This is a genomic window from Frankia tisae (assembly GCF_025403405.1).
Taxonomy (GTDB): domain Bacteria; phylum Actinomycetota; class Actinomycetes; order Frankiales; family Frankiaceae; genus Frankia; species Frankia tisai.
Window position 1 is genome coordinate 1 of the sequence record NZ_JANEZT010000137.1, and the last position, 15,631, is coordinate 15,631.

The window sequence follows — 15,631 nt, forward strand, 5'->3', positions numbered from 1 at the left end:
CGAGCAGGGTGACAGCGCGGCGGCTCAGGGCGGTGACGAGCGTCGCGGGCAGCCAGCCGGCGGCGATCAGCGCGGCCGCGCCACCGGCGGGCGCCAGCGCCGCCAGCACCGCGGTGGGGGAGGGGCGCTCGCCGGGGAGCTTACGCAGACAGGCGCCGATCAGCTCGCGCAGGTCGGCCGGCACGGTGGCCAGGTCGGGCTCTCGAGACAGGACCGCGTACATCATCGCCGGAACAGTGGACGCCTGGAACGGGCTGGTGCCGGTCGCGGCGTGCACGAGCACCGCGCCGAGCGCGAAGACGTCGCTGGCCGGGCCGATCTCACCGGAAGCGATCTGCTCCGGCGCCATGAACGCCGGTGAGCCGATCGCCGCCCCGGTGTGCGTCAGCGCGGTCGCGTCGACCGCCCGGGAGATACCGAAGTCGATGACCCGCGGACCGTCCAGGCTCAACAACACGTTGGACGGCTTGAGGTCCCGGTGCACGAGGCCCGCGCCGTGCACGGCGATCAGCGCCTCGGCCAGGCCCGCGCCGAGCGCCCGGACAGTGCCGGGCGGCAGCGGGCCGTGGGCGCGGACGGCCTCGTGCAGGGACGGACCCGGGACGAAGGCGGTGACGAGCCACGGCCGCTCGGCGGCGGGGTCGGCGTCGAGCACCGGCGCGGTCCACGTTCCGCCGACCCGACGGGCCGCGTCGACCTCGCGCCGGAACCGCTGGCGGAAGTGCGGATCGTCGGCGAGCTCGGACCGGATCACCTTGACCGCCACGGTGCGCCCGCCCGGGCTTCGGCCGAGGTACACCCGGCCCATGCCGCCGGCGCCGAGCCGTTGCAACAGCCGGTAGTCGCCGATCAGCTCCGGATCGTCGGGACGCAGGGGTAGCACTGCCGTGGTCCTCCCGATCCTGGTTCGACCCGTCCTGAGGATACGGGCGTGCCCCGTCTCGGATCCCGGCCGGGCAGCCGCGGGTGGAAAATCCGTTGCTGGCTCGGACCTGGCGGTCTAACGTGGCGGCAGTACCGCCGGGCAGTGGCCCGGCGGCGTCTATGGAGGATGCCATGGCTGCCCCGGGCCCCGTCCCGGGTCACCGGTGACCGCCCGGCCATCCTGGTCCGGCGGCGGTCACGCGCAACGCCACGCCGGCCTCGTGCCGTTCCGTGAGGCACAGTTGTCCGCGGAGCACTGCCGTCCGCTGGCGGGCCGACCATGCGCGGTTGTCCTTCTCCCGGTGCCCGGAGACAACAACGTCCTGTCGCGAGGTACCTCATCGGGAGCATCCTGCGTTGTCCGAGCACATCTCGTCCGCGTGGTACGCGGACTTCTTCACCGACCTTCCCAACGAGTTCTGGCGGCGGGCCGCCACGCCGGAATGGACCGCGGCCGACGTCGACTTCGTCGAGACCCGGCTCTGCCTGGCGAAAGATTCGCGGATTCTGGACGTCCCGTGCGGTAGCGGCCGGCACAGCCTGGCCCTCGCCGCGCGCGGCCACCAGGTGACCGGCGTGGATCTTTCCACCGAGGCCATCGGCCACGCCCGGCGGGCGGCGAGCGCTGCCGGGCAGGCCGTGGCGTTCGAGCACGGCGACATGCGTGACCTCGACCGGCTCGGCATCTTCGACGCCGCGGTCTGCCTGGGTAACAGCTTCGGCTACCTGGATCTGGCCGGCACCCGCGCGTTCGCCGCGGCGCTCGGCCGGGTCGTCCGCCCGGGGGGCGGGCTGGTCGTCGACTTCGGCGCGACGGCCGAGTCGATCCTGCCCGGCTTCACCGAGGCGCCGCGTACCATGCGGACCGGCGACATCACCGTGGAGACGATGATGGAATACGACGTCGCGGCGAGTCGCCTGATCAGCCGCCACCGCTTCAGTCAGGGCGCGCGGCGACTCGACGCCACCGCGCTGCACCACGTCTACACCAGCGCCCACCTGGGTGATCTGCTGGAGGACGCCGGATTCACCGACATCCGGCGCTACGCCGGCCCGGACGGCACGCCCTACACCCTGGGCACCGGCCGCCTCCTGCTCACCGCTCGCCGGCGCTAGCCCGACGTCGGGGCGGACCGGCGGCACCCCACCTGCCGGTCCGCCCCGACGCACGTGTCCATGCATCTGAACAGGCCGAGCTTAAGCACATGGTTGGATTCCCTGCAGCTGGGGCAGGGCTCATTGCTCATTATGCACCGTGGTCGGCCCTGCCCCCACGGATCTCCGATGCCCGAGCAGTGCTTCTTCGGCCGAACCTGCTCCGGTATCCACATGTGCGGGATTAGGGCGCGAATATGCCGAGTAGTGCATTGCAGCGGGCATCGTGTACGCGCTGCACCGCGCTTCGAGCGGCTACAATATGAAACAATGTGCCGTCGAGTCCAGAAGTAACGGCTCCCGGCTGGTCATCCTCGGAGGAGTGATCTTGAATTTGTCGCGGTCCCCGATTACCCCGGTGCTCGTCCGAGGTGATGTCACCCGCGATCTGATGGCTTCTCTCGGCTCGCGAGGTCGGGTGGCATGGGATGTGGAGACCTCCGGGCTCGACTGGCGAGTCGAGAAGCTCGCCACCTGCCAGCTTTTCGCGGAGGGCGCCGCGCCGGTCGTAGTTCAGCTCACGGAGTGTCGGCCTGCGAACCTATGCGCCCTGCTGGCCGACCATACGGTGACGAAGGTTTTTCACCATGCCCCTTTCGATCTGCGTTTCATGGTGCATGCGTGGGGTGTGCCTCCGCGGTCGGTTCTATGTACGAAGGTGGCGTCGAAGCTGCTGTTGCCCGCGGTGGCGAACAGCGGACACTCCCTACAGGCGCTGCTCGCCGGATATCTCGGGATACAGCTGCCCAAGGGCGCTGTCCGGACGAGCGACTGGTCGGCGGCGGTCCTGACCGCGGACCAGATCGCGTACGCTGTCAATGACGTCATTCACCTCCCGCACCTGCTTGACACGCTGCAGGACCGTCTACGGAATGCAGGCCTAGAGGATCTCTACCAGCAGTGCTGCTCATTCCTGCCCACCCTGGTTGACCTTGAGCTGGGCGGATTTCCGGACGTCTTCGCCTACTGACCAGATGTCGATAGGCCTGGCTTCCCGACATCATGCGCTGGTCCGTTCGGCTGGTCCGGCGCATGGCTGTACGGCAGCCACTTGGCGCCGCTGAACGGACGATAGTCCGGAGGTGTCTGTGCCGACAAGCGGGCGAGGAGGCGGAGATGCCACACGGCGTCTGGCCCGTTGACATGCTCGACGGTGACATCCACTCGATGGGCGGCAAGAGCGCGGACGTCGTCCACAAGAAGATCGGGCAACCAGCCGAGCGGAAAACCATCACCGGTGGCCGTGAGATATGCATGGTCATTGGCCGGGTTGTCGGGTTGTTCGATAAGATGCAACGTATCCCCGGTGCGCAGCCGCCCGAGAGTCTTCTCCAGCTCATCATGACTCACCGTTCTGCGCACGCCGTTGATCGGCAGTTCCTGGTTGGCGATGTGCCGAATTCCATGGACCAGGAACGAGCAGCGCAGGAGGCCGTTCTGGTCGACCGTGGGTTCAGGGAAGAGCTGAAGTGTGTCTCCCTGCCGCGGCCCGCCCGATCGACCTATCTGCTCCCACGGAGTGGCGTCGGCCTCGAGTCCCAGGCTGGTGATGTAGCGCTCGTAGTCCGGGCGTCGTGGGTCCATGGCGCGCTGGGCAAAAAGCGGGAACAGATGCGGCGACTCGTAGGAGGTCGACAGGTCGGGGAAACCCAGAAGCGGACGGAAGTCGGTGACCGTCGCGGCGTTCCTGATGTAGTGGAAGCGATACCGAGAGCCTCTGAACGTCAGGAACGCCACCGGCTGGATCGCCCGGCCGACCGGATGCTGCCAGGTGACCGCGAGGCGGTGGATGGTCGGCCGCGACCCGGCCGACTGGCCACCTGAGGCGGTGAGAGATCTACCGGAGTGCACGGAGTAGCCTCCCTCTGTTGATCCTCAATAGCTCATGGGCGAAGGTACGGGACGGGACCGACATTTCTGGGATCGCGGCGGTGACCTGTGCCTCGTCGTCTTCGGTGATCTTCACCAAGCGGTCGGCCCAGTAGGCTCGCGTCCTGCTGCTCACCATCTGTAAGCCTTCGCATGCCAACTCGACGAGGGACACCGCCCCCTTCGCGGGATCGTGCTCGAAGCGCCAGGCCGTGCCCTTACCGGCCCAGCGCTCGACGCCGCCGGGCGTGTCCAGCAGCCGGGTGCGGGTGTCGTCCCGGAGGTTGAAACCGAGGCATCCGGCCTGGTCATAGGCTCCACACAGGCGGCGTGGCTCGGTCGGGCCGAGTGGCGGGGTCGGCAGCAGCACCGACCAGTTCTCATCGTGACGGTCCCGGTTGGCCAGCCAGGCGTCAAGGACGAGGTAGCCCACGAACGTGTCGAACGCGCTGAAGAAGTCGGGGAGCGCGGCATTCGGCGGTGGCAGCGCGCCCTGCAGCGCGCGCTGGATGTTGGTCAGTGAATGCCCGGGCCGTCCGCGGACGTTGTCGGTTCCCGGCCGGTAGTCCGCCACCATGGCGGCGAGCAGCACCAGACCGCCCTGCATCTCGTAGGACGTTGGCCGGACGTTACGGGAGAGACTGTCGCGCCGTCCGTGACGTAGCGCAAGCTCGATGTCGGCACAGGGCACGGTCAACAGCCTGGCAGCGTTGCTGGCTATCTTCTCCGCCCAGTCCTCCCACTGCGTGTGACCGTCTTTCACGGTGACTGGTTTGTAGAGCCAGTTCTCGCCGGTCCCAGGATGGCGCAGCCAGACCTTCTCGTCGCGGCCGCCAGGCTCGTCGGCCGCGACATTCCAGTCGGAGACGTCCTGCACCGGGAGTTCGTTGCCGCGCACGGAGCGAAGCTACCGCCACTGGGGCGAAGTACCGCCGCCGTGTCGCACCGGACGGTACTTGTGGCGATTGCAGTCGGCCTTTTTGTATCAGTTGGCATAGATTTGCGAGGGATGGCTGGTGCGACGGCTTTCCTGTCGGGAGTGCGTGACGGTGAAGGCGGGCGGCGACGCAGCTCCGTCACGAGACCGTTGTAGTAGGGTAAAGATTGTTGAGCTACAACTATCCGGAGCGTGGCTGGGCTCGGGCGTCGCACAGTGCCATCGGTGCCGGCCACGCCGCTCGCTGGGAGCTGCCGATGTCCGATCTGACCCGGAGACGGCGCCTACTCGTCCTGGCGGTCTGCTGCATGAGCCTGTTCATCGTCGGGCTCGACAACACGGTCGTGAACGTGGCCCTGCCGTCGTTGCGGCGTGACCTGCACGCCTCCGCCGCCGGCCTGCAGTGGACCATCGACGCCTACACCCTGGTCCTGGCCAGCCTGCTCATGCTCGGCGGGTCGACCGGCGATCGGCTCGGCCGCCGCCGGATCTTCCAGACCGGGCTGGTCCTGTTCACCGCCGGATCCCTGCTGTGCAGCCTCGCGCCGAGCCTGACCTGGCTGATCGTCTTTCGGATGGTGCAGGCGGTCGGCGGGTCGATGCTCAACCCGGTCGCCATGTCCATCATCAGCAACACCTTCACCGACCCGCGGGAACGGGCCCGGGCCATCGGAGTGTGGGGCGCGGTGATCGGCGTCAGCATGGCGCTGGGACCGGTGCTCGGCGGGACGCTCGTCGAGTCGGTGAGCTGGCGGGCGATCTTCTGGGTGAACGTCCCCGTCGGGATTGCGGCGCTGGTGCTCGCGGGGCTGTTCATCCCGGAGTCGCGCGCGGCCCGGGCCCGCAGATTCGACCCGGTGGGGCAGGCCCTGGTAATCGTCGTGCTGGCCTCGCTCACCTACGGGATCATCGAGGCACCGTCGGCGGGCTGGCTCGCCGCGCGGACGCTGGCGCTGTTCGCCGTGTCGGCGGTGGCGGCGGCGGTGCTTGTCCGCTACGAGGCCCGCCGCGTCGAACCGTTGCTGGACGTGCGCTTCTTCCGGGCCGCGCCGTTCGCCGGGGCCACCGGCATCGCCGTGTTCGCCTTCGCGGCGCTGGCCGGCTTCCTGTTCCTCAACACGATGTACCTGCAGGAGGTCCGGGGCTACTCGCCGCTGCTCGCCGGGATCACCACCCTGCCGATGGCCGGGATGACGGTGGTGTCCGCGCCGATCGCCGGGCGGCTCGTGGCCAGTCGGGGGGCCCGGACACCGCTGTTCATCGCGGGCGTGACGATGACGGCCGGCAGCGTGATGCTCACCGGGCTGGGTGTGAGCACCTCGATACCCTGGCTCATATCGGCATACGTGCTCGTCGGGCTAGGATTCGGCATGGTCAACGCGCCGATCACCAACACGGCCGTGACCGGCATGCCGCAGTCTCAGGCAGGGGTGGCCGCCGGCATCGCCTCGACGAGCCGCCAGATCGGGCAGTCCCTCGGCGTCGCGGTCATCGGGTCGCTCGCCGCGGCGCACGTCGCCGGCCGCGCCGGGGTCGTCGACCCGACCAGCGCCGCCGGATGGTGGACCGTCGTGCTGTGCGGGGCGGGTGTGCTGCTGCTCGGCGCCGCGAGCACCGGCGCCTGGGCGCGCGGCACCGCGCGGCGCACCGCCGCCCGGCTGGCCGCCAGCGCCGACGTGGCCGACGTGGCCGACGTGGCCGGTGTCGGCGCTGCGGCGCGTTCCCGGTCCCACGGTTCCTCCGGGCAGGATGGTCACGATGAGTTCGCTCCCACGCGCTGACCGGCGCGATCCCAGGCTGTCCTTCGTCACGGTGGCCGACGTGCCGAGATTGGAGCCCGCCGCCGGCAACCCGCCGACCGGGCAGCCCGAGCCGGCCGCACCGTCCGATGCGGTCGCTCAGGCCAGCGCGGCGGTGCTCTCCGGACGGGCGGTGCTCTCCGGACGGGCGGAGAGCACCGCGCAGGCGGCGCGGGTGTGGCGGCGGATCCGGACGCTCGTGACCGATCGCAACGAGCGCCGCCGGGAGGTCTGCGAGGCGCTCGACCTCAGCTTCATCCGGGTCAAGGCGCTCCTGGCGCTGCAGGCCGGGGCACTGACACTGGGCGAGCTCGCCGCCGCCCTGTCGATCGACCGTCCCTACACCACCCTGACCGTGCACGAGCTGGAACGGCGCGGCCTGGCCGAACGCACCGTGCACCCGGACGACCGGCGCTCGAAGCTCGTCGAGCTGACCGCATCCGGCCGAACGGCGGCCCGACTCGCCGACGACATGCTCAACCGGCCGCCCGCGGCGCTCGTCGTGCTCGACGCCGCGGACCTCGCCACGCTCGACCGCATCACCGCCTACCTTGCCGACGAGGACCCCGAGGCGCCGGCATAGGCCGCCCAAGCGCCACGGCGATGGGGCCCCGGCCCGGACCCGGCGAAGCGGAGCCCGGCGTCGATCAGGTCAGCGCGCGGAGGAGGACATCTCGCTGATCGGTGGAGAGCCGATGGGCGAAGCAGCGCAGGACGCTGTCGGGACTCTCGCCACGAAGCAGGAAGTCGAGCATCTGCCCCGCCGCGTGGTCGGCGGCCCGGCGCAGCGGATGGTAGGCGAATCCCCTTCCGCGCGGCGTCCGCTGGACCATCCCCTTGTTCACCAGCCGCAGCAGGGTGGTCGCGATGGTGCTCTGCGCGAGACCGGCGCCGAGGCGTTGCTGGACCTGGAAGGGCATCAGCGGCTCGCCGGCTGACCACAGCAGGGTGAGGACCGCCCGTTCCAGATCTCCGGCGGCCCGTTTGGGCGGTGGCACGACGGGGGCGGAGCGCGCCGCGGTGGCCTTCCGGCGGGACCTGGTCGTGCGCGCCACCGTGGTGGTGGTTGCCTGGCCGAGATGGGCCGCCGAGGTGCGTTCCGCCGGCGGTGGCGGTGGATTCGATGCGGAAAGTACCGGAAATGAGCGTGACATGGCTGCTCCGAGTCCTGGAGACCGGTGCTGTGAACGGAGGCTGTGCGCCGCGACGTGCGGCAGGTTGTCGGTCAGGCGGCGAGGCGCGGCGGCCCGCGTCGCACCAGCACATGCCGCAGCCACAGCGAGCACGCGGTACCAGCCGGCCCGAAGAGGGCCGGTAGCAGCGGGCTCGTGACCGCCGCGGGCGAACCGCCGCCCGATCGCAACCGGTGCAACCGGTGCACCGCCCGGCGGGCCACCCGTATGGCGCCGCGCGCGGCCTGCCAGAGCAGGCGTTCGCCGAGCGCGAGCCATCCCGCGAGGAGTATCGCGGCGGTCAGGTGCAGACCGAGCATCGTCGTGCCGCCGGGGAACAGGTCCGACGCCGACGCCGGCATGGCGTGGGCCCGGCCGCCGCCCATGCCGGCGTGGCCGGCCGGCGCGGACAGCACGAAGGCGACGTGCAGGCATCCCTGGACGGCGAGCACCAGCCCGAGGAGCCGGGGTGGCGACACCCGACGCTCCGACACACCCCAGCAGACGCGCATCACCAGGACGAGCCCCACCAGCGCGACCGCGGCAGCCGGCGTGGTGCCACAGGCAAGCGCGTGCGCGGATACCGCCAACCCGACCGTCAGCAGCGACGCCGCCGCGGACCGGGCGAGCCGTCCACCGCCGGTCGCGGCCCATCCGACCGGCTGACCCGTCACGGCATCAAAGTCTAATGCGGGGACGGCGATGATCCGCTGATTCGGATCCCCTTCACAGCCGCCGCACACCTCGGACGGCGCGGCGTCAGCCGGTGTTGCGGAGGCCGGCGGCGATGCCGTTGATCGTCAGCAGCAGCGCCCGGCGCAGGTGGGGATCGGCGCCCTCCCCGGCGGCGCGGGCGCGCGTGAGCAGGGAGAGCTGCAGGGCGTGCAACGGGGCGAGGTAGGCGTCGCGGACCTCGAGGGTGTGGCGCAGCGTTGGGGCGTTCTCCAACAGCTCCGCCTGACCGGTGACCGCGAGGACCTCGGCGACCGTGCGCGCGTGCTCGGCGCGGATCGCCTCGAAAATCGAGCCGCCGTCGTCGCCGACGAGCGTCGAGACGTAGCGCTGGGCGATCATGAGGTCCGACTTGGCCAGGGTCATCTGCACGTTGCCGAGGAAGGTCCGGAAGAAGTGCCAGGACCGGTACATCTCGGCGAGGGTGTCGCCGGCCCCGGCGGCACGGGCCGCGGCCAGGCCGGTGCCCACACCGAACCAGCCGGGCAGGATGATCCGGGACTGCGTCCAGCCGAACACCCAGGGGATCGCCCGCAGGTCGGCGAGCCCCCCGGAGCCGCCGGGCCGCCGTGACGGCCGCGAGCCGATGTTGAGGTTGCCGAGCTCCTCCACCGGGGTGGCGGCGAGGAAGAACGGCACGAGCGCGGGATCGCCGACGAATGCCTGGTAGCAGGTTCGGGCGGAGTCCGCGACCGCCTGCATGGTCTGGTTCCACCCGGCGAGGACGGCCGGGCTCAGCCGCGAGGACCGGTGCATGATCGACGCCTCGACCACGGCCGACAGAGTGATCTCCAGGTTGTGCCGGGCGAGCTGGGGCAGCGTGTACTTGTCCGAGATCACCTCACCTTGCTCGGTGACCTTGATCGGGCCGTCCAGCGTGCCGAACGGCTGCGCCATGATCGCCTCGCCGCTCGGGCCGCCGCCGCGGCCGACCGAGCCGCCACGGCCGTGGAACAGCCGTAGCACGACGCCGTGGCGGCGGGCGACGTCGCGCAGTTCCCGCTGCGCCTTGTGGATCTCCCACTGGGACGCGGTGATCCCCGCGTCCTTGGAGGAGTCCGAGTAGCCGAGCATCACCTCCTGCACGTCGGCGCGGGCGCGTACCAGCGAGCGGTAGGACGGGTCGGACAGCATGCCGTCGAGCAGCTCGCCGGCCGCCCGCAACTCGGCCACCGTCTCGAACAGTGGGACGAAGCCGATGCGGGCCCAGGCGGGGCGGTCGGCGAAGCCGAGGCCGACCAGGCCCGCCTCCCGGGCGAGCACCACCACGGCGAGAATGTCGTCGACGTCGCGGGTCATCGAGACGATGTAGCTCTCGATGACGTCCTCGCCGAAGCGGTCCAGCGCCTCCCGCACGGTGCGCATCAGCTCCAGCGTGCCCAGCACCGCCGGGGGAAGCGGCGGCGGCACGGAACCGAGCAGTGGCCGACGCCGGGCGAGCTCCGCGGACAGCAGAGTGCGCCGCTCGGTCCGGCCGAGCCTGGCGTAGCCGACGTCGAGCTCCCCGACCTGGTCGTACACCGCGGCCAGGGCAGCATGATGCTTGTCGGCGTGCTCGCGGATGTCGAGGGTGGCCAGCGACAGCCCCATCGCGCGGGCGGTGCGGATCACGCGCAGCAGCGGGCCGTCCGCGACCAGAGAGCCGTCGCCGGCGGCGAGCGAGGCGCGCATCACCGCCAGGTCGTCGAGCACCTCGGCGAGGCCGCGGTAGTCCCGCCCGGGCACGTGCGGCGCGCCGACGGCCAGCCGTTCCCGCGTGCCTGCGAGCCTCGCCAGGATGTAACTGCACTTGAGCCGGTACGGCTCCTCGGCGTTGAGCCGGATGTAGCGGTCGTGCACCTCGGGCAGCGCCTGGCGGTCCGCGGCCAGCGAGGAGAGCAGCTCGTCGCTGACCCCCACCACCCGGGTCGACGCGGTCAGCTCCTTGACGAGCTGTTCGACGGCGGAGATCAGCAGCCGGATACCGAACTCGTGCTGGAGGGTGAGCACCTCCAGGGTGACCGCCGGGGTCACGTTCGGGTTGCCGTCCCGGTCGCCGCCGGCCCACGAGCCGAACCGCAGCGGATGCGCCCCGGCCGGCAGCGTGAGCCCCACCCGGGCGAGCGCCAGGTCGAGCTCCTCCAACAGGTCGGGCAGCACCTCGGTGGCGATCAGCTCCAGATAGTACGCCGCCGAGCGGGCCTCGTCCGCGGGCTTGGGCCGCTCCACCCGCAGCTCGTCGGTCTGCCACAGCACGTCGACCATCTCGGCGAGGCGTCGTTGGGTGCGGTCTCGGTCGGCGGGGCGCGGGGCGGTGTGGTCCGGGCTGTCCGCGTTGAGCAGATCGGCGATGCGGCGCAGCGTGTCGAGCACCGATCGGCGGCTGGCCTCGGTCGGGTGGGCGGTGAACACCGGGCGCAGCTCGAGGCGCCGCGCGATCGACGTGGCCAGTTCCCGGTCGAGGGTGCCGGCGTCGAGTGCGGCGGCCATCCGGTCGAAGGTCTCCGCCAACGGACCCTGCGCCCGGTCGGACAGCTCCCGGGACCGGTGCAGCTGCTCGGTGATGTTGGCGAGCTGGAAGTAGGCGGTGAAGGCACGGGCGAGCACGATGGCCGTCTGATCGTCCACGGTGGCGAGCAGCCGACCGAGCTCGACGCCGTTGTCAGGCCGGCGGGCCAGGGCGCGGACCTGCTCGACGAGCGCGAGCGTCTCCGCACCCTCGTGCCGGGCCAGGGCCTGACCGAGCAGATCGCCGAGACGACGGACCCCCGCCCGCACGGCCGCGTGGCGGGCGTCGGAGGAGACCCCGCCGGCGAAGGTGCCGGGATCCGGGGCCAGCTCGTCGAGGGCCGTACTCACGCTCCGCTCGGTCGTCACGCCGCCTCCGGTGGGTTCGCCTGGATCTGCCTGGATCTGCCTGGGTTCGCCGGGCCGCCGGACACGGCGACCACGATGTCGCCGGGGGCCGGCGGGACTGTCCTGCGCCGGCGCGGCCTAGTCTGCCGACTCGCCCGCGCCTTGCCTACGGCGAGATGGTGGGAGAGAGATAAATCGTCTCCCGCGCGCTCCGGCTTCGGTGGGCAGACCCTCCTCCGGCGATCGCGAATCGCCGGTGAGCTGCGCAGTCAGCCGATAAGGACGATCATCGGGGGAGCCGCGAGGACGGCCGCGGCGGCCAGATAGGCTCCCGCGGGCAGCCACCAACGGACCCCCGGGGGGTCGAGGAGCCGGGCGATCCGGGAGATGACCGGATTGATCGTCCCGAGCCGGTGACCGGGTGCCTCCGGCACCGTCGTCGTGGCGGCGGCTCCGACTCCGGATCCGGCTCCGGATCCGATTCCGGGTGCGGCTGCGAACCGGCCCGCCGTGGCCGTCAGGGGATCCTCCGCGCCGAGTGCGGGCAGTACGGCGGCCTGGTGGCCGTGGATGCTGAGTGCCCCGGCGGGGACCGGGGCCCGGGCCACGCCGAGCCGGGCCAGCGCCCGGGCGAGCGAGCGGTGGCTGGTCTCGCGGGCGGCGGCGTCGTCGGCGAGCATCTCGACCAGTAAGGACACGGCCGCCGTCGCCTCCCGGGCCGGTCGGAGGAACGGGAACGTGCGCTCCCAGGCGACGAACGGCTGGATGACCAGATCGTGCCGCCCGGCGATGTGCGCCGCCTCGTGGGCGAGCACAGCGTCCAACTCGGCGGCGTCGAGGGTGTTCAGCAGGCCCCTGGAGACCACGACCCTGGCGTGACGCACACCCGGGACGCAGTACGCGACCGCGATCGGATGGTCGAGAATCCGCAGCAGGATGCCGGCCCGGTCGCGGTGTTCGCACAGGCAGCAGGTGGTGGCGTCGTTCCCACCACTGCCGGGGTTCGCGTCACTGCCGGGGTTCGCGCCATCGCCGGGGTTCGCGCCATCGCCGGGGTTCGCGCCATCGCCGGGGCCGTCGGCCGTGGCGGGCGGGTGGAGGTGGGTGTGGTCCGTCGACTCCCGCGCGCCGTGCCCGCGGTGGCGGCGGCCGGCGAGGTCGACCAGGTGTCGGTGCCGGTGCCGCTCGCGCAGGGTGGCCGCGGTGGAGGCGCAGAGCACGCCGAACAGACGGCAGGCCAGGACCGTCGCCGCGGCGAGGCCGACGAGGTTGACCCAGCGCAGGCCGGTAAGGGGGGAGCCGGCCGCGATGTTGCCGAGATGGTCGGTGATCGCGGTCGGGGTGTGCGCGGACAGGGGGGAGACGGTGAACGCGATCGCGGCCAACAGGGCCGAGACGCCGCCGGCCAGCCCGATCGCCTGCCAGAGCACGATCGCCGCCCGCGGGCAGCCGTGCGGCCAGCGCGCGGCGGCCAGCAGGCGTGGTACCGGCCAGGCCAGCACGCCCGCGAACAGGGCGAGGAGGGCCGCGGTCGTCATCTCCTCGGCAACGCTACCGCCCGTCCGGTGGAATCTGAACCGTTCGATCCGAGTCGGTGCTCACCGCGCCGGGTCCGTCCGGCTCGCCGGACATCGTCCGGAGCGGGGGCGGGAAGGATGGATCCGGTGCTGCGGCGGCCGCGATGCCGGGGTCGCCGACCGCGTCCATCGGGTCTGCGCCGAGGGGCTCCAGCGCCCGCCGAAGGATCTCCGCCTCCTCGGCGGAGACCGATCCGACGAAGCGGACCAGCGCCGAACCGCGGTCGTCCGCGGTGCCCAGCGCCTCCATCATCGCCTCGGCGACGACGGCCTCACGGCTGTCGGACGCGGCATAGCGGTGTGCCCGCGCGGCTCGCTGCCGGCGGACGAAACCCTTGCGTTCCAGTCTTTCGAGCACGGTCAGCACGGTGGTGTACGCGAGGTCGCGCTCATGGTCCAGGCGGCCCGCGACCTCGCGGGCCGTGAGCCAGCCTTCGCTCGACCACAACACGTCCATGACCGACCGTTCGAGGTCACCCAGGCGCGCCATGCGTCGATCCTACGTCGCGTAGAAGTTCAGTGCGGCGGAACGGTCTCGTTGGCGTCGCCTCCTGCGTCACACGGCCGCCGGACCTGGGTGTTCACCTCGCGACGGCGGGTTGCGCCGGCCGCGGTCCCCCGGCGGTCGGCCCGCGCCGACGCCGCCAACGTCACAACCAGCCGGTGGCCCGATGGTCGTACCGCCGGGGCCGGTCGCCGCCGGCCCTCGCCCGCGCGGCATCGGGACTTTCCGCCCGGCTCCATTCGGCGCGACACCGGCACATTCTTCCCCCGCGGCCCCCGGCCGGGTGCACCCCCTCGGGACCGTCCCGACCGCTCGGCATCCGGCCGGCTCGACGGAGGCGTCGGCAATTGCATTTGCCGCCGTTCCCGGTGGTCTTGTGCCGGGTTACCCGAGCGGCGGCGTGGTTGTGTTATCTGAAGGTTATTTTTCGGTGGAGCCGATCGACCCCGATCGGGGGTGAAATCGTTCCAGGCCGCTGCGACCAGTGGCGCGAAATGTGCGGGGCGGGCCCGTTGGTGCCGCGGTGAACGCGGTAAATGCCAAGGTCCGCCGCTGATGGGCACGTCACACGGGATTTGCGGGGGGAAGGCGTCGGAAGATGGCGTATGCACATAGAGGGGACGCGCGATGCTCTGCCCCGCCGGCCGGCGTCGCGCATGTCGTGGACCTCACGGAGGCCCGACCGCCGACCGGATCACCCCGCTACGTACCTTAGGACCTTCTACGTTGGGTAGAAGGTCGACTGAATCCCGGTCGATTTCTTCCCGCGGTCCTTCGAAGGAGCCGTGCGCATGGTTCTCGCCGCCGACGCCGTCGACCTCGCTCGTGCCCAGACGGCGTTCTCCCTCGCGTTCCACATCTGCTTCGCCGTGTTCGGTGTCGGTTTGCCATGGCTGCTGATCTACACCGAGCGACGTTGGCTCAAGACCGGGGATCCGGTCTGGCTGGCTCTGACGAAGAAGTGGTCGCGTGCCTTCGCCGTTCTCTTCGCGGTGGGGGCCGTCTCGGGAACAGTGTTGTCGTTCGAGTTCGGGCTGCTCTGGCCCGCGTTCATGTCCAAATACGGCGGCGCCCTCGGGCTGTCGTTCACCCTGGAGGGCTTTGCGTTCTTCACCGAGGCGATCTTCGTCGGCATGTACCTGTACGGCTGGAAGCGCCTCTCGCCGCGGGCCCACTGGCTGACGCTGTGGCCGATCGCGATCTCCGGCACCCTGTCGACGGCGTTCATCATCACGGTCAACGCCTGGATGAACGTGCCGCGCGGGATCGTCGAGCAGAACGGCAAGCTCCTCGAGGCCAAGCCGTACGCCCCGTTCATCAGCCCAGGTACCCCGCCGCAGCTCGCCCACATGCTGATCGCGGCGCTGATGTGCGTCGGTGGCGTGGTCGCGGCCATCTACGCGGTGGGCATGCTGCGTGGTCGTCGCGACACCTACCACCAGCGTGGCCTGAAGATCGGGCTCGCGGTCGTGCTTTTCTGCGCGCCGCTGCAGCTCATCGCCGGGGACTGGGCGGCCCGCGTCGCCGGCGCCAACCAGCCGTTCAAGCTCGCGGCGATGGAGGGGCTCTACCACACCGGGTCGCACGCTCCCTTCACCCTCGGCGGGATCTACGACAACAAGACCGGTGAGATCCGCTACGGCCTGGAGATTCCCAGCGGGCTCTCGCTGCTCGAGGGTTTCAGCACCGGTCACGTGATCAAGGGCCTGGACGGTGCTCCGCCGGACGAGCGGCCGAACGGCACGCTGGTGCACGGGGCGTTCACGACGATGGTCGGAGCGGGATCCGCCCTGATCGGGCTGTCGCTGATCACCGGCTTCGTCGTCCTGCTGCGCCGCCGGCGCGGGGATCGTCCACTGCTACCCACCAGCAAGCCGTGGCTGATCGCCGCCGCGTGCACCGGGCCGGCGGCGATGCTGGCGATGCTCACCGGCTGGGAGGTCACCGAGGGTGGCCGCCAGCCATGGATCGTCGGCGACCACATGCGGGTCGTCGAGGGCGTGATCGGCGGCAACGCGGTGGCGCCGATGTTCGCGGGCACCCTGGTGCTCTACCTCGGGCTCGCCGGCGCGCTGCTGCTCATCCTGCGGAAGATGGCCACCGGTGGCCCCAGCGGCGAGCAGCTG

General features: G+C 71.1%; 13 protein-coding genes. 5 read left to right on the forward strand and 8 right to left on the reverse strand.

Features of this window, described 5'->3' with window-relative positions; genetic code table 11:
• On the reverse strand, positions 1-883 hold an 883-nt coding region (locus tag NBZ85_RS14825), incomplete at its 3' end, for a serine/threonine-protein kinase (RefSeq protein WP_261562078.1).
• A 398-nt stretch (positions 884-1,281) separates the two neighbouring features.
• Between NBZ85_RS14825 and NBZ85_RS14830 the strand changes: the two genes are divergently transcribed.
• Together NBZ85_RS14830 and NBZ85_RS14835 are read left to right on the forward strand one after the other, a co-directional pair.
• Positions 1,282-2,040, forward strand: a complete 759-nt coding sequence (locus NBZ85_RS14830) for a class I SAM-dependent methyltransferase (protein ID WP_261557236.1) — start codon at positions 1,282-1,284, stop codon at positions 2,038-2,040.
• Positions 2,041-2,305: 265 nt separating this feature from the next.
• Complete coding sequence (locus NBZ85_RS14835; RefSeq protein ID WP_261557234.1) at positions 2,306-3,049, forward strand: ribonuclease D; 744 nt, start codon at positions 2,306-2,308, stop codon at positions 3,047-3,049.
• On the opposite strand, the gene NBZ85_RS14840 is transcribed toward NBZ85_RS14835, so the two are convergent.
• Together NBZ85_RS14840 and NBZ85_RS14845 are read right to left on the reverse strand one after the other, a co-directional pair.
• Complete coding sequence (locus NBZ85_RS14840) at positions 3,043-3,930, reverse strand: hypothetical protein (protein ID WP_261557232.1); 888 nt, start codon at positions 3,928-3,930, stop codon at positions 3,043-3,045. The genes NBZ85_RS14835 and NBZ85_RS14840 overlap by 7 nt on opposite strands.
• The gene (locus NBZ85_RS14845; protein ID WP_261562079.1) at positions 3,917-4,846 is read right to left on the reverse strand and encodes a hypothetical protein; all 930 of its coding nucleotides are present in this window, start codon (positions 4,844-4,846) and stop codon (positions 3,917-3,919) included. The genes NBZ85_RS14840 and NBZ85_RS14845 overlap by 14 nt, the downstream gene beginning before the upstream one ends.
• A 296-nt stretch (positions 4,847-5,142) precedes the next feature.
• Here NBZ85_RS14845 and NBZ85_RS14850 point away from each other — a divergent pair, with 296 nt between their 5' ends.
• Entirely contained in the window at positions 5,143-6,666 is a 1,524-nt protein-coding gene (locus NBZ85_RS14850) for an MFS transporter (protein WP_261562083.1), read from the forward strand.
• Complete coding sequence (locus NBZ85_RS14855) at positions 6,644-7,267, forward strand: MarR family winged helix-turn-helix transcriptional regulator (RefSeq protein ID WP_261562080.1); 624 nt, start codon at positions 6,644-6,646, stop codon at positions 7,265-7,267. Before NBZ85_RS14850 ends, NBZ85_RS14855 begins: the two co-directional genes overlap by 23 nt.
• Positions 7,268-7,331: 64 nt before the next feature.
• Here the strand turns inward: NBZ85_RS14855 and NBZ85_RS14860 are convergent, their stop codons facing one another.
• The 5 genes from NBZ85_RS14860 to NBZ85_RS14880 all read right to left on the reverse strand — a co-directional run bounded on the left by NBZ85_RS14860 (position 7,332) and on the right by NBZ85_RS14880 (position 13,490).
• Positions 7,332-7,838 (reverse strand): BlaI/MecI/CopY family transcriptional regulator, encoded by a 507-nt coding sequence (locus NBZ85_RS14860; RefSeq protein ID WP_261557229.1) that lies wholly within the window; start codon positions 7,836-7,838, stop codon positions 7,332-7,334.
• A 71-nt stretch (positions 7,839-7,909) separates the two neighbouring features.
• Positions 7,910-8,530 (reverse strand): hypothetical protein, encoded by a 621-nt coding sequence (locus tag NBZ85_RS14865; protein WP_261557228.1) that lies wholly within the window; start codon positions 8,528-8,530, stop codon positions 7,910-7,912.
• Between the two features lie 85 nt (positions 8,531-8,615).
• Complete coding sequence (ppc, locus tag NBZ85_RS14870) at positions 8,616-11,444, reverse strand: phosphoenolpyruvate carboxylase (RefSeq protein ID WP_261557227.1); 2,829 nt, start codon at positions 11,442-11,444, stop codon at positions 8,616-8,618.
• Positions 11,445-11,692: 248 nt separating this feature from the next.
• Positions 11,693-12,961 (reverse strand): M56 family metallopeptidase, encoded by a 1,269-nt coding sequence (locus NBZ85_RS14875; RefSeq protein ID WP_261562081.1) that lies wholly within the window; start codon positions 12,959-12,961, stop codon positions 11,693-11,695.
• A 13-nt stretch (positions 12,962-12,974) separates the two neighbouring features.
• On the reverse strand, positions 12,975-13,490 hold the full coding sequence (locus tag NBZ85_RS14880) for a BlaI/MecI/CopY family transcriptional regulator (protein ID WP_261557225.1): 516 nt from the start codon (positions 13,488-13,490) through the stop codon (positions 12,975-12,977).
• Between the two features lie 806 nt (positions 13,491-14,296).
• Between NBZ85_RS14880 and NBZ85_RS14885 the strand changes: the two genes are divergently transcribed.
• The coding region (locus tag NBZ85_RS14885) for a cytochrome ubiquinol oxidase subunit I (protein WP_261562082.1) at positions 14,297-15,631 on the forward strand (1,335 nt) is incomplete at its 3' end.

What these genes read in the sequence shown, in the direction of transcription:
- NBZ85_RS14850 (WP_261562083.1), top strand. Translation starts at nt 5,143, where the DNA reads ATGTCCGATCTGACCCGGAGACGGCGCCTACTCGTCCTGGCGGTCTGC.
- NBZ85_RS14860 (WP_261557229.1), bottom strand. Translation starts at nt 7,838, where the DNA reads ATGTCACGCTCATTTCCGGTACTTTCCGCATCGAATCCACCGCCACCG.
- NBZ85_RS14875 (WP_261562081.1), bottom strand. Translation starts at nt 12,961, where the DNA reads ATGACGACCGCGGCCCTCCTCGCCCTGTTCGCGGGCGTGCTGGCCTGG.
- NBZ85_RS14880 (WP_261557225.1), bottom strand. Translation starts at nt 13,490, where the DNA reads ATGGCGCGCCTGGGTGACCTCGAACGGTCGGTCATGGACGTGTTGTGG.
- NBZ85_RS14855 (WP_261562080.1), top strand. Translation starts at nt 6,644, where the DNA reads ATGAGTTCGCTCCCACGCGCTGACCGGCGCGATCCCAGGCTGTCCTTC.